Source organism: Calditrichota bacterium (assembly GCA_016867835.1).
Classification (GTDB): Bacteria; Electryoneota; AABM5-125-24; order Hatepunaeales; family Hatepunaeaceae; genus VGIQ01.
Genome location: VGIQ01000002.1, coordinates 1 through 23,002 on the forward strand (window position 1 = coordinate 1; position 23,002 = coordinate 23,002).

Below are 23,002 nucleotides of genomic sequence, written 5' to 3' on the forward strand. Positions count from 1 at the left end.
CGACCTCAAGTTGTTCGGCGACCATTCTCCCGATGATGCCGCCGCCGAGGAGCATAATGTTACGTGCCGGTGGCGAGACGCGCCCGGTCAGAGCAAAGACTGAATCGATGTTCCCGGCTTTGCATATGGCATAGACGATGTCGTGCGCGGCAAGCGTCTGACTGCCGGTCGGAATGATCGTCGTCCCGCCGCGATTAATCCCTACTAATCGGAAGTTGAGGTCTTCGCCGGTCGGCGTCAAATCCTTTAGCGCCCGACCGATGATCGGCGACTCGGCGGTCAACCTGATGCCGACCAGCAGAATACGGCTGTCGGCACATTCGACGATGTCGAGGGCGTCCGGATAGCGAATGAGCCGGACGACCTCGTGAGCGGCTTCGAGTTCGGGATGGATCACCTGGTCGATGCCGAGCGCGGCGAGCGAAACCGGCGTGCCGGGACGGGAATACTCCTGATTGCGTACCCGCGCGATCCGCTTCGGCACCCCCAGTTCCCGCGCCAGCATACAGGAAACGATGTTAACCTCATCGACATTGGTAACGGCCAGGACGAGGTCCGAATCCTGCACCCCGGCATCGAGCAGCACCCGGATCGAGGTCGCGTTGCCGCGCACAGCGAGGACGTCCATGCTGCTCTGCGCCTGGTCGATCAAGTCCTGACGCTGCTCGATAATGGTAACGGCGTGCCCGTCCCATGAGAGCGACCGTGCCAAATGCAAGCCGACTGAGCCGGCGCCGACAATGACGATCTTCACGCTGGAAGTTCCTTATACTGCCGAAATGTGCGTCGATCCACCAAGATAGGGCCGAAGGACCGGCGGCACTGCCAGGACGCCTTCGTCCGTCTGGTAGTTCTCCAGGATCGCAACCATAAGCCGCGAGGTCGCCAGCCCCGAGCCGTTCAAGGTGTGAACATAGTCCGTTTTGCCGGTCGCTGCGCTGCGGAAGCGGATGTTCGCCCGGCGGGCTTGAAAGGCCTCGCAGTTGCTGCACGACGAAACCTCGAGCCATTTCCCGACGACCGGCGCCCAGCACTCGAGGTCGTAGCAAGCCGCGGCGTTGAAGCCCATGTCACCGGCGCAGAGACGCAGCACCCGGTAGGGAAGTTCGAGACGCTTCAGAGCCTCTTCGGCGTGGCCAACCAGTTCTTCCAAAGCCTCATAAGACCGGTCGGGGTGCTCGAAGCGGACCAGTTCGACCTTGTTGAACTGATGCACCCTCAGGAAGCCGCGCGTCGCCTGCCCATAGGAGCCGCTCTCGCGCCGGAAACAGGGCGAGTAAGCCGTGTAGCGAAGGGGCAGCGCGGCTTCGGGGAGCACTTCGTCGCGGTGCAGGTTGACCAGCGTAACCTCGGAGGTCGGAATGAGGAAGAGGTCTTCCTGCTCTATGTGATACATATCGTCCTCGAGGCGCGGGATTTGGCCCGAGCCGGTCATCGTCTCGCGCGAGCCGAGGAAGGGGGTCATCATCTCGCGGTAGTGATGCTCGCCGGTCTGGAGGTCGAGGAGGAAGTTGATCAGGGCGCGCTCGAGGCGCGCTCCGGCGCCCGTCCAGACCGGGAAGCCCGAGCCGGCGATCTTGCTGCCGCGCTTGAAGTCAAGGAGACCGAGCCGCTCGGCGAAGTCGAGGTGGTCGAGGGCCCCGGCAACGGGCGCGGCAGTATCGCCTACGGTGCGGACGACGACGTTGGCTGAGGCATCCCGGCCGTCGGGAGTCGAATCGGCCGGAAGGTTGGGGAGGCTGAGGAGGATCGCGTCGATCGCCTGATCGAGGTCGCGGACGGCGGCTTCGCCGGCTTGGATTTGGTCGCCGATAGCGCGAACCTCCTCTTCGAGGGCGCTCGTATCGCCGCCGCGCCGCTTCTCTTCACCAACCCGCTTCGAGGCGAGGTTGCGCGCTTGGCGCAGGGCGTCGAACGTTGTCGTCCGCTCGCGTCTCTGCCGGTCAAGGTCGAGCAGCCGGCTAAGATCGGGCTTCTCGCCGCGCCGTTCAAGTCGGCTCCGAAAGGCCTCCGGATTCTGCCTGATGTCACGTAAAAAGTGCATTGTTATTCAAGAAGTAAGTATAATTCGAGGATGGTCTCGCACCGGCATCTACTGGAGACGATGAGCGTTATAGCCGGCTTCGTCATCCCCGCGTAGGAGTCTGTCCGAGAATGTGAATCTGTGGTGTCAGGTGTCCCCACCTGACACCAGCGTCTTTTATTTACAATAGCATACCGTCGGGTGAAGACACCCGACGGCACCTTGACACTTGTGGTGTCAGGTGTCCCCACCTGACACCAGCGTCTTTTATTTGCAATCGCATACCGTCGGGTGAGGACACCCGACAGCACCTTGACTCGGTTCCCGCCTGCGCGGGAACGATGCCCTTTTTCGTAATACTCTCAAGTTGAATCCACACCCTGAGAAATGCCAAGACGGCTTTCCCCATATCCTTTGCTATCAGTGTCCTTTGCCGCGCAGCATCTTCATCAGCGTCGCGAGGAGAATCTTGAAGTCGAGGGCCAGCGAGATATGGTCGATGTAGAAGAGGTCGTAGCGCGTCTTTTCGATCACATCGGCGAGCGACTCGTCATACTTGTGCCGGACCTGCGCCCAGCCGGTGATACCGGGCCGGACGCGGAGACGGCGCTCGTAGAGCGGCACCTTGGTGCGAAACGACTCGACGAACTGACGCCGCTCCGGGCGCGGGCCGATGAGCGACATCTGCCCCCTCAGGACATTGAAGAACTGGGGCAGTTCATCGAGGTGCGTCCGGCGCAGGAACCTGCCGACGCGGGTTACCCGGGGGTCGTCTTTCAGCGCCCAGACCGCGCCGGTCTGCTTTTCGGCGTCAGCCGCCATCGAACGGTATTTGTATAGAACGAAGTCCCGGCCGCCTTTGCCGACTCGGCGCTGCGAATAAAAGACTCGCCCCGGCGAGTCGAGTTTAATAGCCAGTCCGATGAACGGGGTCAAAATAACTACGACCAACGACATCACCAGCCCAACGACGATGTCGATCGACCGCTTGACGATCCGCACCCCGGGCGACACCAGATGCGGCGAGACCTCGATCAGCGGCAAGCCGTGGATTTCGACCGTCCCCACCAAGCCGATGACCATTTGGTAGTAGTCGGCTACCAGCATCACCCGCACCGGCAAGGTCGTCAGCCGGTCCAGAATCATCGCTACCTCTGCCGACGATGCCTTGTCGGGAGCGACGAGCACCCATTCGATCCGGTCGCGCTGGATGACCTGCTCGAGGTCGTCAAGTGTTCCGAGGATGGGAAGATCGTCGCCGGTAGTCCCATTATGACTGATGAACCCGGCAACTTGGTAGCCCCAGACCGGTTGATGCCTCAACTGGTCGTAGAGTTGCCTTCCGTTCTCGTTGCAGCCAATGATCAAGGCGCTCGTCAAGTCTTGCCCCCGGCGACGGCGGGCGCGCAGGGTGGTGCTGATCAACAGCCTCCCGCTGCCGACGAGGAGGACCAACCCAATGCCGTAGGAAGCCAGAACGATCTTGGTACGAGTGAGGGGTTCGCCCGGATCGACTGTCGCCAGATAGAGTATCACCACTCCGATAAGGATCGCCTTGGCAAGCGCGACCTGTTCGTCGATGCGGGAGATCACGACGCGCTGCCGGTATAGTCCGCGCAGCCCGAATATCGACCACCAGAAGAGGGTGAGCGGCAGGAGCGCCAGGTTATAGACCGATGCGCCGCCCTGCGCCTGCACCGCCTGAGTCATCGGTAAGGTGGCAAAAAGTCCGCTCGGGAAGCGCAGAAAATAGGCCATCGCCAACGCGAGAGCCGCTGCCGCGCCATCGCTCAGCAGAGTTGTGAATAGTATGGAGCGGCGCATCGTCTATACGGTAGATGTCCGGGCGATCAAATTGCTTACCGCCGTCCAGACCTGTTGCACGGGCAAATCCTCAAGGCAGGCGACATGGTCGAATATACATCCATTGAACACTCCAAAATAACACGGGCTGCAAGGGAGTCCGAGTTGAACGCCAGCCACCGTATCGCCGGGCGGCAGTTTATGTTGGGGGCCGGTCGGGCCGAATATCCCCACGGTCGGCGCCCCGACCGCCGCTGCGATGTGCAGCGGCCCGGAGTCATTCGCTACCACCATCCGGGCGCGCCTCAGCAGTGCCGCCGCAGTCTGAACCGACGTCTGACCGCTAAGGTCATAGACGGCTTCAGTTGCCACATCACGCACTTCCCGACAGACATCCCGGTCGTCTGCACCCCCCAGGAGCAGTGATTTCAAGCCTGCTTCCTGATGCAGCCGATGTGCGATTCCGGCAAATCCCGAAGCGCTCCAGCGCTTTTCACTTGCCGCAACACTCGGATTGCCGCCTCCGCCCGGAAGCAGGACGGCATAGGGTCTCTCGCCGATTCCCCATCGGAATAGCAGCAACCCGGCTGCGCGCTCTGCGTCGTCCGATGTCTGCCATTCGTAACGAAGTTCGGCCCGTCGCGGCGCGGAAGGCGTTTTGCCGGTCAGTTCGTTCACCGCCAGAGCCGCAAGTTCCCACGCGGTCAAAGCACTATGGCGGGCCTCGTCGAGCAGAACCCGGCGGGCGCCAAGGCCAAAGGCATAGAGCCTCCCCGGACTTGCCAGCGCTATGAGACGTTCGATTGCCGGATGCTTGTGAAAAACGACTGCCGCATCGTAATGCTCTCCCCTGAGTCGCGCGGCAAGTCCTATTATATTGACCGCATTGCGCCAGGGACGGGCGAATATCCACCGGTGCGGGATGACGATCCGCCTGTCGAAGCAGGGATTGGCTTCTCCCGCCGGAGCCGCCCAATCGGTCGTCAGCAGCGTCAGTTCGGCGTCGGGAAGGCTCTCGCGCAGGAGCCGAATCGCCGGAGACGCAATCACCAGATCCCCGAGGGCGTGCAGTTTGACGACGAGGACTTTCACTGCGAAACTGTTGCTACCAGACTTTTGCGCGGCGGGCGAAGATGCCGTTCAAAATAGCCGGGTATCAGCAGCGAGGCGAGCGATAGTCGATAGCCGCGCATTCGCTCCCGGAAGCCCGGGGTGGCAAACAACAGAATCGCCAGGATCATCCTCGCGAAAGTGGCTATGCACCAGACGATCCGCGTCATCTCTCCGGCCAACCGCCCGAAGTGTTTCCTAACAAAGAGATAACGGCTCCAGTTGGCGGAAGCCATCGCCACCGGAGCCGTGAACCGGCTGGAGCCGCCGCCGATATGCTTTACCCTGGCAAGCGGCTCATAGTGCGTTTCCCAACCTGCGAGGGCGAGACGAAATTGCAGATCCTCTTCCTCCGAATAGAGGAAGAAGCGCTCGTCCATCAACCCGACTTCGTCGAGAGCGCTTCTGCGCAGCAGCAACGCGGCGCCGATCAGCCGCTCAACCCGAACGGATTTGGACGGCGCCTTCCAGAGCAGAGTCCGGGCGCCGTCGATCCGGTTCAGCGGCAGCACCCGTTGCAGCGAAAGTGCATACCAGACCGCCATACCCGGCGTCATGAACGGCTCCGGCCAATGCAACCGGTTGGGACGGTCGTCATCCATTCCGGGACCGACGCACCCGACCCGGCTATGCGCATCGAGATAGGAGACAAGCGAATCTAACGCCCCCGGTTGCAGGATCGCATCGGGATTGAGCAGCAAGACCCACTCGCCCGCCGCACGACGCAACCCGAGGTTGTTCCCGGCGGCGAAGCCTCCGTTCTCACCGGACCGAATCAGCGACACTTCGGGATGAAGTTGTTCAACGAGATCGGCCGTCCCGTCCGGGGAGTCGTTATCGACGACGATGACCTTGACCGCACTTGAGCCCGACACCCGCACGACCGATGCGAGGCACTCCGCAATCGTCTCGCGCGAACGATAGGTAACGACGACAACGGTTCCGGGACTAATGGCGGCGCTCGCTGAGAAGTTGACGGTAGAGCCGGTGATATTGCCGGGCGCTAAGGGAGATGTCGAGGTGGCGGCGGGCGTAATCCCGGCACCGCCGGCGGACTGCCGGCAAGTCGGCATGCAGTTCCCTCACGGCGGCAAAGGAGACTGGATCGTCGGGATCGACAAAGATCCCCAACCGGTTCTCAAGGACGGCGTCCCGGATGATGTCGTTCAGGCCGTCGTCGATCACCACCGGAACTCCCGCAGAGAGGTACTCGGCATACTTCACCGGCCAGTTACCATCCTCCCGCCCCGGTAATAGCGCCAACGTGTAGCGGCCGATCACTTTGCGCAGGTCCGTGGGAGCGAGCGCCGACAGGCTCCACTCCTCACGCTCCAGCCCGGCTTTAGTCAGTCCCGCGGCTACCTTGTCGGGTGCATAGCGAGTGTGCAGGACAAGGCGCGCCCCGGGCAGATGCGGCTTGAGCATTCCGAACCATCGCCCGATGCGCTCGGGAGGGTAGTAGTAGGCTTCCATCTCCCCCACAAAGACGACCCGGGGCGGACTGTCGGGGCTGTCATAGACAGTATAATCCGACGTCAGCGTCCGGCTGGGAACGAACCTGACCCTCCGGGCGCCTCTACTTCGATACCTCTTGCAATAGTCCGGCGTTACGCCGATCGTGTATCCGGCTTCGGCGACGATTTCCCGTTCCTTCCTGCGCCAGAATAGATAGGTCGCCCCCCCCGGGTTCCAGCGGCCGCTGGAGACCATTTCCTCGGGATAGAAGTTGCGGGGATCGAACAGATGTCGAGTCCCCAACTTCCTCGATGTCCAGTGAGCCAGTAATCCGGCAGCGTAACCACGGGAATGAACTACGTTTATCCGGCGCGACCGGGCAATCCACCAGGCTATCGGGAGCGTCCATAGGAAAAGCAAATACTGCATCGAAAGCGGCCAGTTCGATGCCGCCGGAGTGATGCGGAGGATCAGTTCGATATCGCGGTCCCGCAGTTCCTGCCGGGCTATCGCAAAGAGACTCCGGCGCCGAGCATAGAGGCGCGGGCTGACGAAGGAGAGCAAAGTAACTGCCTCGACACCGGACAATCCGCGCAGACTCTGAAGCATCTCCACCACCTGGCTCCGGACGATACCGCTGTCGATAAGGCTCTCCCCCACTACAATATAGAGCAGTCGTAAAGGCGTCGGTTCCAATCCGTCACCGGCGAAGAGAGCGTCTTACCAGCAGCCAATCTTCTCGTCGAGCGACCAGAACATCGCGCGCCGTAACTCCCGATTCTCGCAGGAAGAAATAGAGGAACATACTCCCGGTAAGAAAATGCGTTCCTGTCGATGCCAGGGCGGCGCCCATTATACCGAGTCGCGGAATTAGGATTAGTCCGGCAGCGACATTCAGAACAAATGTAATGACCGAGACAATGACCGAATAATGAGGTTTCCCCCGACCGATCAGATCCCCGGCGAGCATCGTGGCAAGTGTCAGGACAACCGCGCCGGGAACAAGCACTGCCAGCGGCTTGTATGCCGGTATGAATGCCGGGCCAAAGAGAAGGTATATCAAAGGGTAGCCGAATATCACCAAGGCGCATCCGGCAAGCAAGGTCAAAGCAAAGCCAATGCGCACCAGGAGAGGAGTCATTTGGTTGCCGGCATCGTCGCTCCGCTGCGCCACATACGGCAGAAGCACCTGTCCTATCGCCGCTGGAAGATAACGAAGACCGACCAGAATCGCCGCAGCCAGCGAATAATAGCCCACCTCAGAGCGGGACATAAAGAACGCGATGATAAACAGGTCGAAGCGCGATCGCAGGAATGAAAGGACATTGCTCAAATGAAACGATATCCCGAAACGCAGCATAGCGAGCAGAGATGGAATATCAAGGCGAAGTCCGCCGACCTCCCGGATGGAATTGGTGAGCAATAAAATACCGGCCGTCAGAATCGCCAGTCCCCAAAGCGCGATTGCAGTTTCAACAGAGGCCCCGCCGGCAATCCAAACCAAGGCCATGGTGGACACAAAGATCATTTCCCGCGAGACCATAATGAGATTCATCTTGAAAATGCGGTCGAAGCCTATCAGCATACTGTTTCCGTATTCGAGCAGCAACAGCGGGAGAACAGTCACCGTCGCCATCATCAGCAACCGGTCGGATACGAGAGGTATGAACCGGTCCCGCACCGTCGGCATAAAAAGCATCGCCAGCGCCGTCCATAAAAAGCCCCATAGCACCGTAAAAAAAAGACTATTACCGGCTACCGAAGAGCGATTCACGGGCTGCCGTCCGATGAAGTAACTGCATGCCGATCCATAGGATAAATGCCCGATATTGGCAAGGGACATAGCTACCAGCATGGTCAGCGAGAGCAGTCCCTTGCCGTCCGGACCGAGGGCTCGAGCGATGACGATCTGCCCGACCAACCCGACGGCAAAGGTCCCGAATTGCCCCCCCAGAGCGCTGATCAGTTTACTACGCAGTCTGTTGGTGGCAATTCCCGACGCTCTTTCGACTGGTGAGTCCGTCAAGTTTGTGGCTCGCCTGCCAGGCTATCATTCGCCATCAATCGGGATTGGAAGCCCAGCAGAGCAAACAACAGGACCGCCGTCAGACCCGAAACATAGGCATCGACGAGCGATGCGACCATCAGTGCCACAATCGCACCGTTGATAGCCAGAACCATCCTCCGCCTCGACGGATCGGCTTCTTTTGAGGCGGTCTTCAACCAGCCGTGTGCCCGTCGCAACATCGATAAAATCATATAGGTCAACAACAGCAGCGCAATGATTCCATAATCGAGCAGCCACTTGAGATACATGTTATGGATATGTATTCCCATGGTGAGGCTCTTGGGAAACATCTCAATATAGATCTTCCGGAAACTTTCCAGACCGATTCCCCAAAACCAGTTGTCGGCAATCAAGCCGGCGCTGTTCATCCAGACCTCAATTCGTCCTACCGCAGACCAATCTGCGATTACCCCCCGACCCAGGAGCATGGACATCCGCTCGAAAATGAGCGTTGGCATAGCGATAAGTGCTGCAATCACAAGCGGTAGGAAGAGCCTTAATACCTTCCGATCAAACCTCGCAATATAGGCTATGGCTATCAGTGTGGCCAACATGATCGCTCGCGTCTGGGTTACTAGCAATCCGATAAAAATGCCTGCACTGATCAACAGGTTGGCAATCCGATGCGAAGCCTGTTGCGCATAGACCGTCTCCAGGAGCGCCAGCGGCAGCACCAGCCCATAAGCCGCGGCTACCAGATTGTAGGAAGACCAGCCAAAGGCAATCCGCTCCAGGCCGGCGGTCAGGTAGTATCCCAGACTAAAGTAACCCACCAGCGCAAAGATCGCGGTTATATACCTCAATACGAATTTGATCTCCCGGCGCTGCCAGTCCGTATTTTGAAGAAAAATAAAGACCGCAAGCGGATAGTAAAGGCTGAATAGAAGTGAGGTCCGGGCATGCAGAAACTGCTCTGCGCGCATAAAAGCCACAACCGACAGCGGAAACAGCAGCAGCAGCGCACCCCAATAAGGAAAATAGAGTTCCAGGCGGCCTTCCCGCAGCCAGGTCAGGACGAATGAGAGCAATAACAGAAACGCAAAGCCGTGAAAGACATAACTTTCCGAACTCAGGAACATAAGAGGAAGGAACAGCATCACGTAAGTCTTGAAGTGACTTAGCGACACCAGGAAGGCAATTCCGGCTATGAATAGGGCGGGAAGAACGCCGTAGGATGAATCCTCCACCGCGAGTCCGGCAGTTAGCGACAGCGCCAAAATGAACGGCACTGCGATGAGGAATGGTCTAATCCCGATACTTAATGTCATGCCGCCGGACAAAGGCCCATCTACTCGCTGGAACCGATTCTTGAACGCCGACCCGGTAAGCCGATCCCCATGATTCTTTGCCAGATTTGAGGATGTCTCTCAGGTAACCCCTGCCAATATTCGATCATAGCAATCGCAAGCAAAGTCAGCACCATTGCTGCGACGACGGATACGGTAACGATCATCCTGCGGGCGGGACGGCTCTTCTTGTTCGGGACATAGGCTCTATCGAGAACCTGGACATTGGCAGACTCTCGCTCCTCCTGGATCCTTGCCGATTCATACTGCGGATATGTGAACTCGAGCAGACTTGACTGCACCCGGATGCGCCGCATAATGTCCACGTAGGTCCGGGAAATATGAGGCATGGTCTGGAGTCCCATATAGAGTTGTCCTTCGCCGCTGTCGATGAGACTCCTCGTGCGCGCCTCGATTTCCGCTGCCGTAAGGCGAAGTTGTCGAACCGCCGGATGCTGCGGCCCAAGATTGGCTGCCAGGACATCGACCTTGATGCTGGCCGACAGTTGCTCGGCTTTGAGGTCTGCCAGGGTGTTTATCAGCGCGCCGGTCTGCTCGTTGATGGCGATCGCATTGTTGACAAGTTGGAATCGCACCAACGAGTCTTGAAGCGTGGCCAGGCTGTCGATGATGCCGGTTAATCTTTTCTCTATGAATATGCGGCTCTTACGGGCGCTCTCTGAGGTGATGTCGCGATAAATGCGATCGAGTTCCTCGACTGCACCGTTGGCGATCTCCGCGGCAAGTTCTGCCGATCGCTCCTCATAACTTAACTCTATCGAGCGATCTTTCCGCGTCGTGACCAGAAAGCGAGCATTGAACTGCCGGATGATCTCCTCCGGAAAGATGTCGGAGGGGAGTTGATAGACCTTGCTTAGGTCGTAACGCTTGATCAGGCGCTCCCGCAACTCCCGGCTGCCCAGGATCGTCTCATAAATCTCATCGGTGGGAACTTCAAGTCCGAAACTGACCGCCGCAGAAGCGAGATCCTTGGAAAGAAAGCCCGGCAATCCGCTGCTGCTACCCGAAGGCGGCAAAACGACCGTCGTTGCCCGATACCAGACCGGCAACATAAACGAAACGACGGAAGTAAGCACCGCTGCGGCTACAAAGTTCAAGATGAACAGTTTGCGCCAGCGGTAGATGAGCGAGGCCAGATCGATCAGGTTGATGACGCCGGAGCGCTTGACGGTCGAGTCTTCCGACCGGCTTAAGGATTGCAGTTCTTGCATTATTCTTATTGAATTTCGTAACGATAGCCGGCAGCGAGGTGAAATCTCACCGGCAGTATGGATGACCGGTCAAACGTGTAGCCTCCGGCGACGGTCCAGCCGGGTCGGAACTCGTATAGCCCGGCAAGTTCGAGGACATTACGATAGGTGCGTCGACCGGATAAAAAGGGCGCCCCTGACCGGGGCGATCCTGCCGCCGGAACGTCGTCAATGGAGGCTCCACGGTCGCCCTGCCTCCAATGCGTGTAGGAACCCTTTAGTTCGACCTCCCGCCATGGCCGATATGACCCTTGAATAGTCAATCGGTCACTATTGGAGGGCTGTGCCAGACCGAGTGGCGTCTCCCAATGGGAATACCGGTTGACCGGGTAATTATGGCTGTGGACAAAAGGATCGAGCCGGGCGTATTCGAGCCCCGCTTCAAGCCCGTTCAGTCCCAACCTTGAGGAGCGCATTCCGGCCAGGTACCCTAACTTATTCCCCGGATCACCGCGTCCCAAAGTCGAAGTCCTCAGGTCGTCGATCAGGAGCGCGCCGTAGAAGGTCGCCCTGTCCCGGAGGATCACTTTGAAATCGCCGGACATAAGGACGTTGTCAAAGTCTCCGTTCGAGTGCTGCGCTGCGTAATAGAATTGAATCGGGCTGATATATGCCGGATCGAAACCCCGCTCTCCCCATACCACCGCCTCATTCACGGCAAAAAGCCCCCAGTCGGATACGGCGATCTCGAGCCGGTGAAGCACCAGATGCTTCGGGACAAAGTCGAGCCGGATATGGCCTTCGCGCGTCGTGTAGAGGGTGTCGCCGACGACCCCGTAGGGCGACAAACTGCCCACCATCCACCCGTACCGGACGCCGCGTCCAAAGTCGGCTTCCAGTCGCAACTGATCGAACGGCTGGGCTGCTCCCCCTATCAGGACATTAGCCTCCCGCCCCGGACCCCAACTAACCCGGTCGCGGCCCAGGGTCACGTCGAGCCTCCGCCAACGGTAGTTGATATATGCCTCGACGGCATCATAGTAGGTCTCGCTGGCGCCCTGAAGAGGTCCGACATACCCGGGCGCATGGGTCAGCAGTTGATCCCGGCGATGATAAGGCCCGTTGCCTCGCTCGGTGTGATCGACGAACCTGAAGCCGGCGCCCAGTCCTTCCCACCGGGCAGCGAACTGCAATCCCGTCCCGCGGCGCAGAATGTTCTTGCGACCGGCATCGAAACGCACCGCTCCGATGGGATCCAAGTTAAAGTAGCCGGCTTCCGAGCAAGCGCTATAAAGCCTCCAGTGCGGGCTCGCCAGCGCCGGCCCGGGCGCGTAGTCGGCCGGCCTGAGGCGCCTCTCGGGTGACTCCCGCATTCCCTCCCGGTCGGCTATATCAAAGGCATACTCACGCAGGTAATAATCGAGGTCTCGCTTCAGGATAGGGTCGTCCAGGGATTCGTAGTCCGCCGCGATGACCATCAAGTGGCGTCCGATGTCTGAACGGGCTGCCGGCCGCATGGTTGTTGCGTTCGGGAGCAGTATCCCTCGCTCAACGGCACGGTCGAGAAACCTGTAAATGGGATCCCCGACCGGGACGGCCGCTGAACCTGCCGCCAGGGCCCGAATTGCCGCGGCAAAGACCACCAGTGCGATCGCCGCCGCTTTAATCACCGCTTGCCGTATTGGCGATGGTAATACTCCTGATAAGCACCGCTTGCAACCGACTCGATCCAGTCTGCATTCTCGACATACCAACGAATCGTTGCCGGCAGAGCCTCTTCAAATCGGTGTCCCGGACGCCAGCCCAGTTCCTTTTCAGCACGGTCGGTTGCCATCGCATACCGCCGGTCGTGACCGGGACGGTCGGTCACGTGACGAATCAGCGACTCCGGCTTGCCGAGTGCGGCAAGCGCCTGTCTGACGATGGCGATGTTTGGCATCTCGGCATGTCCGCCAAGGTTATAGACTTCGCCCGGCTTGCCACGTTCAAATGCATTCAGCAATCCCCGGCAATGATCCTCGACATAGATCCAGTCCCGTACCTGCATGCCGTCGCCATAGACCGGGATGATCCGGTCCGAGAGGGCATTGCGGATAATGAGGGGAATCAACTTTTCCGGGAACTGATAAGGCCCGTAGTTGTTCGAGCAGCGCGTGATGACGACGGGTAGTCCGTAAGTTGCGAAATAGGCTTTGGCTAGTAAATCGGCGCCGGCTTTCGAGGCCGAGTAGGGACTGTTCGGCGCGAGTGGCAAGTCCTCGTGGAACGGCGGATCGTCGGGCGATAGCGAGCCATATACCTCATCGGTGGAAACGAGGAGAAAACGACCGACACCTATCTGACGTGCCATTTCGAGCAGCACCTGGGTCCCAAGGACATTGGTGCGCAGGAACGGTGCCGCATCGAGGATCGAACGGTCCACGTGCGACTCGGCCGCCAGATGGAACACTCCGGAGCAACCCTCCATCGCCGCGCGAACGACTTCCGAATCGCAGATGTCGCCCTTGACGAAACGGTACCGGGGATGCGCCTCGACGTCGGCCAGGGACTGGAGATTCCCGGCGTAAGTCAGAGCATCAAGGTTGACGAGTTCCCAATCGGGACGTTCGCCCAGGAGAAAGCGGATCAGGTTTGAGCCGATGAAACCGGCTCCGCCGGTGATGAGAATGCGCTTCAATAACGAATCTGGTTAATCTACCGATTGCAACCGGCAATGCCAGCGTGGCAACATCGATTTCACGCCCGGAAGCGCTTGCAAGGTCCCGAGCCGGGTGCAATCCTGTAATTTATTCTTTATATTGGAACTTGTCAATCCAACGCCGCAGCATCGGGCGTTTCAGCAGGGAATGTAGGAAGGCCGAGGTCGAAATGCCCACACGGGAGATTCTCATCGTCGATGATGACGATGACGTTCGCGAGATGTTGGCAAGTTATCTGGAACTGAAAGGTTGCTCGGTTGCCGCTGTCAGCGCGGTGGAGCCGGCCTTCAAGCACCTCCGCGGCGAAGCCGTTTGCGATCTATTGCTGATCGACGGCACTCTGCCTGGAATGGAGGGATTCGAAGCACTGCAGCAGATCGCGGAACTGCGGCCGGGGCTTCCGGTGGTGCTCGCTTCGGGTCTGCCGGCTGCGGAGTATGAAGCCATAGCCTTTCGCTACGGCGCGTCTGCCTACCTGCAAAAGCCATTCGACCTGAAGCGACTCGATGCGCTAATTGAAGACCTGGCTGTAGAGAAACGTTCGTCCTGAACCTTCACCGGCGGCTTTGTCGCCGCGCTGCAAGACGACTTTACTTCGGTGCCGGGAGCACCAGAGTCCGCAGTTCGCTCATCTCCTCCATCGCATACCGCACCCCTTCCCGTCCAAAACCCGATTCCTTGACCCCGCCGTAAGGGAAGTTATCGACCCTGTAGGTTGGCACGTCGTCGATGATAATGCCGCCTGTTTCGAGCCGGCTGAAAGCCATCATTGCCCGTTTGATATCGCGGGTGAAAACACCGGCTTGCAGACCGAACTTCCAACTATTGACCCGTTCCAGCGCTTCGTCGAAGGTGACGAACCGGGATACGACCGTGACCGGCCCAAAGGCCTCCTCCGCAACGATCCGGCACTCCCCCGGGACGTCGGTCAAGATAGCCGGACTAATGCGACTGCCATCTCGCTCGCCTCCGGTCAGGAGGATTCCCCCGGCTTGCACCGCTTCACCAATCCACTCTTCGATCCGAACCGCTTCCGACTCCGCGATCAGCGCAGCGACTTCGGTCGTCTCGTCGAGCGGATCGCCCAACTTAAGTCCTTCCACCAGCGGGACGAACTTCGCCATAAAGTCATCATAGACACTATTTGCGACGAGGACGTTCTGCACTGAAATGCAGATCTGCCCGGTATGGGCATACCCCCCGACGGCGATGCGCCGAGCCGCATGGTCGAGGTCGGCGGTCTCATCGACGATGGCAGCGGCGTTGCCGCCCAGTTCGAGGCAGACGCGCCTCCGCCAGGCACGCCGCTTGATCCCCCAGCCGACTTCTGCCGAGCCGGTGAAGGTTACCAGTTGCACCCGGGGATCCTCCACCAGCGGATCGGACAGGGCAGCCGGAGCCGGGAGGACATTGAACGCACCTTCGGGCAGTCCGGCTTCGATGAGCACCTGTCGCAACATCAACGCAGTAAGCGGCGTGTAACTGGCCGGCTTCAGGTTGATCGCGCAGCCGGTGGCGATGGCGGGCGCGACCTTATGCGCGACCAGATTGAGCGGGAAATTGAAAGGCGCAATGCCGGTTACCAGCCCGACCGGGATCTTACGCACCAGCGCCACCCGGTCTCCCGCCGCGGGAGTAATGTCGAGCGGCAGAAGTTCGCCGCCCCAACCGCGAGCGGCCTCCCCGGCAAGGGTGAAGGTGGACTCGGCACGCGTAGCCTCGGCGCGGGCTTCCCGTATCGGCTTGCCGCCTTCGAGGGCGATCATTCGGGCGAACTCCTCGCGCTTTTCACGCAGGAGAGATGCCGCCTTGAGAAGTATCTCCGCGCGCTGGTAGTTGCGCAGCGAGCGCATCGTTAGGGCCGCCTTGGCTCCGACCTCAAGCGCCCGGGAGATGTCGTCCAGCCCTGCGAAGTGACACTCGCCGACGATTTCTCCCGACCAGGGGCTGCGCACCGCCCGAAAATCAGAACCCCCTGTCATTTGTCCCGCAATTAGTGGCATTCGAACAGTATCTGCCTTTCTCCCTTTATCCTTTATCCTTTATCCCTCCAAAAGCCCCGCCCCCCGACCGTAAGGCAGCCGGGGGGCGGCAGAGGTTCGTCGGAAGTGCCTGGCCCGGTTTACCGGACGAGCACCGCCTTCTGGCTGGCCTCGAAATTCCCGGCGCGCATCTTGATGATGTAGATGCCCGAGGTGAGGCCTTCGGCATTCCAGTTCAGTTCATACTGCCCGGCTTGCAGCGAACCGGTCTGGAGTGTGGCGACCTTGCGGCCGTGCATATCCCAGACGGCGATCTCGACTGCTTCCGAATGCGGCAGCCCGAACTTCAGCGTCGTGCCGCTGTTGAACGGATTCGGGTACGCCGGCGCCATCGTGAAGACCTGCGGAATCTCGGGTTGAGACGACTGCTTCACTTCAAGCGGCGGGATGTTGAACCGGAACGGCGCATTAGCCGCTCGCGACAGCACCCGCGCGGAGTCGAAAGCGCTCACCCACCACTCGATCGCCTGGGCGATATGCCGGTTGTCCTCCCGACGCTGCCGGGTGAGGGTGTCGAGTATCGGCTGGAACGGCAGCGGCGGCAGACGCAAGGTGTCGAGGTTGCGGGACGTATCGGGGGCGAAGGGATACTGCACGGTATCGCCGGCCGCGCCACCAACCAGACGGAAGGTTACGGCATAGAATGTCGTATCGACCTCCCACCGGTTCGGGATCGCACTCGACCAGGCAAACTGCAGCGATCCAAGCGAGTCGGGATCATACTGGATGGCGTGGTTGTTAGGCGGATCCACCAGATTGAAGGCTTGCGGCGGGTCGTTGAGCGGCCGCACCCGGAAGTTGAAGGCGTAGGCTGAATCTCCGCCTTGCCCTTCGGCGACCCCGGTTGAGTCGAGCGCCCAGACCTGCACCCGCGCTTCGCCGTTCTCCAGATGCGCGGTGTTGAAGTTAGGCGTCAACTGGTAGGTGAACCGCTTCTGGGCGTCGTTCGTGATGACGAACCGGAAAAGCCGCACCAGATTCGTATCCTGCGGTGTGGCAACGAAGAAACTGCACGACGCGGTCCGGTTATCGACGTCGGAAATGAGCGCCACCAGACTGGCCGCGATCTGAATCACCGGCTCGGGGTTATTGTTGACGGTGGTATCCTCGCGGACGTTCCGGTTGGCAATGGCGTTGGCGCGATAGCCCGGGCGGTCGTTGACGTGCTCCACATTTACAAGGAAAGCGACAGTATCACCCACTGCCCCGTCGTGACCGCGCACCCGCACCCGCAGCGGCATGTCGTAGTTGTGCGTCGAATCGCGGGTGAAGAAGTTAGCGGTCGGCTGAGCCGAGAGGATGCCGTTGTTGATCTGCAACTGCAACGGCGCCGGCGGCGCGATGAGTTGGAACTGGATGTTTTGCCCGTCGGGGTCCTGCCAGAGGCCGTTCAGGTCTTGAATGTCCTCCCGCGCCTGATCCTCGCGCATTTCAACATCCTGCAGGTCGCGCTGGCGCACCGGGGGCCGGTTCACATCGGCAATGCGCAGATCGACCCGAATCTGGTCCGTAGCGTTGGCGCGATCGGTCACCGTGAACTGCGGCGTATAGTTGCCCGACTCGTTGAACTGCGGAGTCCAGACAAAGGTCATCGAACCGTCGCCGTTGTCGGCGAACTGCGGACCGTCCTGCGGCAAGCCGCCCCGGTCATTCATCGTCCAGACCAACTGGTTGGCTTGATCTTCGACATCCTGGGCACTGAATGAGAACCGCATTTCGACGCCTTCCCGGCCGTCCCGACGCACCTGGGCGCTGTCGGGAGCGATCACCGGGTTGTCGTTGACGGCGTTGACTACCACCGCAAACTGATAGAGCGTCTCCCCTCCCCGGCCATCGCGGGCGAAGAGCGAGCAGGCGATCTGGCCGTTGAAGTTGAGAGCCGGCTTGATCCGCAGTTCCGGACGGTTGTTCCGGACCATAATCCGGAGCGAGTCGAGTTGCTGCGGGTCGCGCCGACGCACTTCATAACTGAGCGCGTCGCCGTCAGGATCACGGAACATCGTATCGACGAGGGCGTAGGTCGCGACGGCCGCATCCTCGTTCATTGTAACCCGGTTGTCAGCAAAAGCCCCGATCCGTTGCGGCACGCGGTTGACGTCGGCGATGTTGATCACCGCCGTAGCCTGATCCCGCTGGTTGTTGTTGAACGCGCTGAAGTAGAGTTTATACTGACCGGATGCGTCGAAGTTGGCATCCCACTGGAAGTTCGCGGTGTTGTTGCGGTTGTCGGCGAATTGAATATTGCCGCGGTTGGCGTTGGGCAGATCGATGAGCCGCCACTGGTTGTTTTGGAAAACTTGGGAACTATCCCACGCGAACGCCATTTGGCCCGGAGCGTTGGCAAGCGTCAACTGGAACGCTGCGCGCTCGTTCTCCCGAATGTTGACCGCGTTCGGCGGGTTGACCCGGAAGACGTTGGCGACATTGAGCGTGATTGCGGTAAAGTCGTTGGCAGTCCAGTTAAGTTCGCCTTCGACGACCTCAATCTCAGGCTCGTATTCCCGTCGCTGGGAGGCATCCCAAATCCGGAACGTCATCTCTTCGCCGGCCCGGAAGCCGTTGATCAGGATTCGCTCGTCGGCGTCGTCGCCCCACGCCGAGAGGCCGACGCCTTCGCCCGGGTTGGTGACGATGCCCGCTCCGGCGCAGTGCCCGGCGGGAGTGAAGACCGCAAACTCGTCGTTGACGTCGGCCGGCGCACCGCCCATATTGAACTCGACCGCCAGCACGCTATGGTTCTGGTCGGTCTCAAAATACTGGAAGTGGAAGGGCTGGCCCTGATTGTTCAGGATATTGGTGCCCGAGCCGCAGGGATTGAAGGGGAATTGCGGACGGCGCGCATCATCGCTAAAGACAGTCAGAATGCCCTCATAAGCGAAGACCCGTGCCGGCTCGAAGGTCACTTCGACATCGAAGCCTTCGCCCGGACGGACGACGCGATCCTGATTGTTGAAGTTGTGGGTGATGGTGTTGAAGTTCGAGGCGATCCGGCTGACCGTCAGATCGACGCCGCCATTGTTGCTGATCCGGAAGGTGTGCCTGACGGCTTGCCCTACCCGCACCGGCCCGAACTGCCAGACTGGAGGATCGACGACGATCTCTGCCGCATCGACCTCGCTCTGCCCGCGCAGGTTGAGACGCGTGAAGCCGTTCGACTCCCAGGCGCGGGGGCCTTCCGTCCAACTCACTTCGGGGACAATCTCCTGGCGCGTGGCGCGGTCATACATCCGGAAGGCAAAGGCGTCGCCATTGCGGAAGCCGTCGTCGAACGGGGTGTTGACGTCGTCGCCCCAGCAGGCGACAGCGACCCGTCCTTCTTCCTCCATAACTGCCGCCCCGGCGCATAGTCCTCGCGGCGTGAAGACCCCGACCTCGTTGCCGCGCGCAAAGGGCTGTTCGTTACCCTGCACGGTAACGAGAATCACCTGCTCACAAAGCAGGGTGTGGTTGACGTTGGTGGCGAGGGCGTTGAAACGGGTCTGGGAGGCGGTGCCGTGCCCGCGCAGCGCAAAGGCGATGTCGCCGTTGTTCGGGTCATCGGAGATGATGTTGATTTGCCCGTTATAGACCTGAGCCTGTTGTGGCGAGAACGTGATCGTCAGTTCATACTGATTGCCCGGATCGACCTCGCGCGGCTGGCCCGGCCAGTTCGTAGCAAAGCCGTTCCCCTGCAGGCGAACATCGTCGATCCTCAGCCGCCCGCCGCCGCGATTGGTCATCACCAGGACATAGTTGTAGTTCCCGCCTATGCGCTGGACGCCGAAGTAATGGTTGGCGCGCGGCAGAACCAGTTCCGGCTCGCGCACCTGATCGACGCCAAGCCCGAAGAGGTCGATGTAGAGCACCGAATCGACCGGGTCGCTGGAACGAAGCGTCAGTCGCCCCGCGTAATCGACCTCGGCCGATGGCGCAAAGGTCACGGTGATGTCGCGCCCGTCTCCGACGCCGATATCGAACTCGCCTTCGAAGTCGGTGGTGAACTCGTTCATATCTGTGGCGACGTCTTCGACCGTCAGAACGCCCTGGCCGCGGTTGGTAATGCGGAAGGTCCAGTCCTCGGTGCTGCCGACCTCAACCTGACCGTAAAAATTGCGATGATCGGATAGTTCGATATCCGGTGCGGCGACGACCCGCCCCGCCAGTCGCAGAACTGAGAACTCGCCGGTGAAGACTTCGGGACCTTCGACCCATTCGGCCGCAGCCCAAGCCTCGACGCGGGCGTCCGCATCCCAGACCTTGAAGCGGAATGCCTCGTTGACGTTAAAGCCGTCGATGAGGTCGGTGTCTTCATCGTCACCCATTGCCGCCATGCCGACCCGTCCGTCGTTGCCGATCACACCGCCGCCGGCGCAATAGCCGCCGCGGGTAAAGACGCCGACCTCGCTCCTGGCGCCAAGCGCGTTGCCATCGAGCGTCGCTTCGACAACCAGCAGCGAATGGTTGAAGCCGGTCGTATAGTAACGGAAGTGCCGGCCGTCGGCTTGAGTCGCAACACCCCCGACCATGGCCGTGATTTCGCCGTTCTCGGGATCATTCGATGCCACCGTCAGCGTTGCATTGTAGAACCCCTCGGCTCCAGGTCCAAAGGTAACCGGGACATAGAGATAATCGCCCGGCCGGACGCGCTGTTCGACGTTGGGGAAGTTCACGTTGAAGGCCTGATGATCGCTGGAGACGCTCTGCACCATCAGGTCGCTGCCGCCGCTGTTGAGGATGACCATCCGCCAGGACGCAGCCTGACCGACAGAGACATTGCCGTAGAAGTGCTCTTCCTCGTAGAGGCCAATCGAGGGCGGCTCGCCCGGCTCGACGCCTTCACCCAAAAGTCGGACCGAGACTTCGCCCTGATCCGGATCGTTGCTCGATATGGTGAGGCTGCCTTCATAGGCCTGCGCCGCGGCCGGCCGGAAGGTAACGACCACCTGGGCGTTGCCGTCGGGAGCGACGCGCAGTTCGTCATCGAAATCGGTGGTGAAGACGTTGTTATCGGATGATATTTCGGAGACGACCAGGGTCTGGTCGCCGTTATTGCCGATGAAAAGCGACCAGTTGCGCGCCTGATCGATGAGGACGCGGCCAAAGCTGCGCTCGTTTGCCGAGAGGACGATATTGGGCGGGGCGGCGGCTTCGCCGGAGCCGGTCAGCGATATCGTAACCTGATCGTTGTCCGGGTCATCGCTGACGATCGTAAGCGTCTCGTCCCAACTGTCCACCTCTTCCGGCGCAAAGGTCACGGTGAAGTCCCGTGCTGCTCCGGCGGCGATCTCAACCTCGCCCTGGAAGTTAACCGCGAACGGCCCGCCGCCTATGGACATATCTGAAACGGTGAGCGTGGCGCGGCCGCGATTTTGCACGGTGAAGGTCTGTTCGGCGACCCGCCCAACCCGGACGGCGCCGAAGTCAAGTCCTTCTACAGAAACGCTTATGTCGGGCACGGCTTCACCGCGCGCGGCTTCAAGGCTCAGGGCAACGAAACTGTTGCCCTCAAAGACCGGATTGCCGTCCACCACTTCGCTGATGTCGGCGAGGAGTTCTTCGTCGGCATCACGGTCCCAGACCCGGAACGCCAGTTGTTCGCCGGCGCGAAATCCGGGCACCCGCCCCTCGACTTGCCAGGCCGCAATTCCGACCGGAAAACCGTTATTGTCAACTGCAGACGCACCGGCACAATCGCCACCGGGGGTGAAGACTCCGATTTCGTCGCGCGCCACGAGATCTTCGCCGTCAAGTGTGCATGACATCACCAGGATGCTCATGTTGACGTCCGTCTCGGTGTAGCGGAAATAATCCAGTGCCGCAGCATTGTTCGCGGCAGTCAGGAGCAGTCCACCCGTAAGCGTAACGAGAAGTGATTGCAAGCGCTTCATTGTTCCTCCAGAAAGAGTCGAGGTGTAAGATGCCCAAAGATAGGGCAAAAGAGGCGTTCTGTCAAGCCCCATATTGAAAATCAGTCGGCCCTGAATTGCAAGATAGCCTTGTCCAACTCCCTCTGAGGTGCGTCAAATCACCTGCCCTTGGATAAGGATGTATGACTGCTCCGGTCACCTGCCGGTCGGGTCAAACCTACCCCCCATGAAACCGTTTTGTTCTACCGCAACAGATGGAGCGGCGTCGTCCGCCGAATCCCGCGTCCTTCAAGTTGCAGGAAATAGGACCCGGCCGGCAAGACTCCGAGGTCCAATGCCAGGGCGCTGCGTCCCGCTTCGAACCGGCGGCTGGCGACGGTGCGGATGCGACGACCGGCGGGGTCGGTGAGCACCAGTCGGTAGTCCCCGCTTTGCGCAATACCGAGTTCAATCCGGACGGCGCCGTTGGTCGGATTGGGATGGATACGTAGAAAGTCGTAGGCAACCGGGTTCGCCGGTCCCCGCACCGCATTGTAAGGATCGTTGGACAGTAGAAAACGCGTTTCGCCGCCGGTGCGGTAGGCGGTATCGCCCTGCGTGATTTCCCATTCGAGCGGTTGGTGCTCGGCATCGGGACGGAAGTAGTAGGTCGAATCGTCGCGACGATAACGCAAATAAAAGGCGAGCGCTTCACCGGCTTGATATCCATCCACGGTATCTTCGGTCGCCGGGTCGTCGGCATAAGCCCAGCCGGAAGCCTCGCCGGCTTCAGCATTCCAAATCAGAACCCCGACCGGACGGTCGTCGGGAGCGACGATGGCGATCTGATCCAGATCCGCCGGCGCCATTGCCTCTTCGAGCCAGAAAACCTCGATGCCCGAGCAGGTGAACCGGTGGCGCCCGCCGGTCGCCCGCACCGACCACTCAGCGCCGCCCTCGCGCAAATCTACGATCATCAGGCCATTCGGCTGCCAGACTTCCTCGCCCTGCAGGACGAAGACGCCCTCGAGGTTGATTTCTGTCTCTGCCGAAACGTCCCAGTAGGCGAACCGGATCGGCTCACCGGCGCGGAATCCGTCGATCTCTTCAGTCAGGGCGTCGTCGCCCCAAGCCGGAAGCCCGGCCGGGAATCTATCGACGACCGCTCCGCCGCCGCAGACGCCGTCGGGAGTGAAGAGCCCGATCTCGTCGTCCGCACTCCAGTGCAGGCTGACGAGGAAGATGTCCCGCACCAGTATCGACATGTTGACGTCGGTGGTGTCGAAGTCGTAGTGCGACGCCATCGCCGCCCCGGGCAGCAGGGCACAAAAAATAAGTATGTATTTACAGATGTTCCGGATCAATGATACTCCCTTGAATATTCGAACAAGGTCCCCCCTCGTCGTTCCCTCCGGTATTCGCGTCCGGCGCTACTGACGCCGGATAGATAATCTCTTCCTGCCCTAAAGATAGGGCTATG

General features: G+C 60.1%; 15 protein-coding genes. 1 reads left to right on the forward strand and 14 read right to left on the reverse strand.

Annotated features, from left to right (window positions below; translation table 11 throughout):
* From FJY67_00415 to rfbB, 11 genes are all read right to left on the reverse strand, one after another.
* The coding region (locus FJY67_00415; GenBank protein ID MBM3327920.1) for a Trk system potassium transporter TrkA at nt 1-754 on the reverse strand (754 nt) is incomplete at its 3' end.
* A 12-nt stretch (nt 755-766) separates the two neighbouring features.
* Complete coding sequence (gene serS, locus FJY67_00420; GenBank protein ID MBM3327921.1) at nt 767-2,044, reverse strand: serine--tRNA ligase; 1,278 nt, start codon at nt 2,042-2,044, stop codon at nt 767-769.
* A gap of 399 nt (nt 2,045-2,443) precedes the next feature.
* The gene (locus tag FJY67_00425; protein MBM3327922.1) at nt 2,444-3,847 is read right to left on the reverse strand and encodes a sugar transferase; all 1,404 of its coding nucleotides are present in this window, start codon (nt 3,845-3,847) and stop codon (nt 2,444-2,446) included.
* Between the two features lie 3 nt (nt 3,848-3,850).
* Nucleotides 3,851-4,918, reverse strand: a complete 1,068-nt coding sequence (locus tag FJY67_00430; GenBank protein ID MBM3327923.1) for a glycosyltransferase family 9 protein — start codon at nt 4,916-4,918, stop codon at nt 3,851-3,853.
* Nucleotides 4,915-6,009 carry a glycosyltransferase family 2 protein gene (locus FJY67_00435; GenBank protein MBM3327924.1) on the reverse strand — a complete coding sequence of 365 codons (1,095 nt, stop codon included), beginning with the start codon at nt 6,007-6,009 and terminating at the stop codon, nt 4,915-4,917. The genes FJY67_00430 and FJY67_00435 overlap by 4 nt, the downstream gene beginning before the upstream one ends.
* Nucleotides 5,885-7,087, reverse strand: a complete 1,203-nt coding sequence (locus tag FJY67_00440; GenBank protein ID MBM3327925.1) for a glycosyltransferase — start codon at nt 7,085-7,087, stop codon at nt 5,885-5,887. Before FJY67_00440 ends, FJY67_00435 begins: the two co-directional genes overlap by 125 nt.
* A gap of 4 nt (nt 7,088-7,091) precedes the next feature.
* Complete coding sequence (locus FJY67_00445; GenBank protein ID MBM3327926.1) at nt 7,092-8,417, reverse strand: hypothetical protein; 1,326 nt, start codon at nt 8,415-8,417, stop codon at nt 7,092-7,094.
* Complete coding sequence (locus tag FJY67_00450) at nt 8,414-9,727, reverse strand: O-antigen ligase family protein (GenBank protein ID MBM3327927.1); 1,314 nt, start codon at nt 9,725-9,727, stop codon at nt 8,414-8,416. Before FJY67_00450 ends, FJY67_00445 begins: the two co-directional genes overlap by 4 nt.
* Before the next feature lie 20 nt (nt 9,728-9,747).
* The gene (locus FJY67_00455) at nt 9,748-10,977 is read right to left on the reverse strand and encodes a hypothetical protein (GenBank protein ID MBM3327928.1); all 1,230 of its coding nucleotides are present in this window, start codon (nt 10,975-10,977) and stop codon (nt 9,748-9,750) included.
* Between the two features lie 5 nt (nt 10,978-10,982).
* The gene (locus tag FJY67_00460) at nt 10,983-12,710 is read right to left on the reverse strand and encodes a capsule assembly Wzi family protein (GenBank protein ID MBM3327929.1); all 1,728 of its coding nucleotides are present in this window, start codon (nt 12,708-12,710) and stop codon (nt 10,983-10,985) included.
* Nucleotides 12,623-13,633: a dTDP-glucose 4,6-dehydratase gene (rfbB, locus tag FJY67_00465; GenBank protein MBM3327930.1), complete on the reverse strand. Its 1,011-nt coding sequence runs from the start codon at nt 13,631-13,633 to the stop codon at nt 12,623-12,625. The genes FJY67_00460 and rfbB overlap by 88 nt, the downstream gene beginning before the upstream one ends.
* A 128-nt stretch (nt 13,634-13,761) precedes the next feature.
* Here rfbB and FJY67_00470 point away from each other — a divergent pair, with 128 nt between their 5' ends.
* Nucleotides 13,762-14,205, forward strand: coding sequence for a response regulator (locus FJY67_00470; GenBank protein MBM3327931.1), 444 nt, complete (start codon nt 13,762-13,764; stop codon nt 14,203-14,205).
* Nucleotides 14,206-14,245: 40 nt separating this feature from the next.
* Here FJY67_00470 and FJY67_00475 read toward each other — a convergent pair whose 3' ends face one another.
* The 3 genes from FJY67_00475 to FJY67_00485 all read right to left on the reverse strand — a co-directional run bounded on the left by FJY67_00475 (nt 14,246) and on the right by FJY67_00485 (nt 22,886).
* Entirely contained in the window at nt 14,246-15,658 is a 1,413-nt protein-coding gene (locus FJY67_00475; protein ID MBM3327932.1) for an aldehyde dehydrogenase family protein, read from the reverse strand.
* Between the two features lie 119 nt (nt 15,659-15,777).
* Nucleotides 15,778-21,636: a choice-of-anchor D domain-containing protein gene (locus tag FJY67_00480; protein ID MBM3327933.1), complete on the reverse strand. Its 5,859-nt coding sequence runs from the start codon at nt 21,634-21,636 to the stop codon at nt 15,778-15,780.
* A 149-nt stretch (nt 21,637-21,785) separates the two neighbouring features.
* A complete protein-coding gene (locus tag FJY67_00485) occupies nt 21,786-22,886 on the reverse strand; it encodes a T9SS type A sorting domain-containing protein (protein MBM3327934.1) in 1,101 nt (366 codons plus the stop codon).
* Nucleotides 22,887-23,002: the final 116 nt, after the last annotated feature.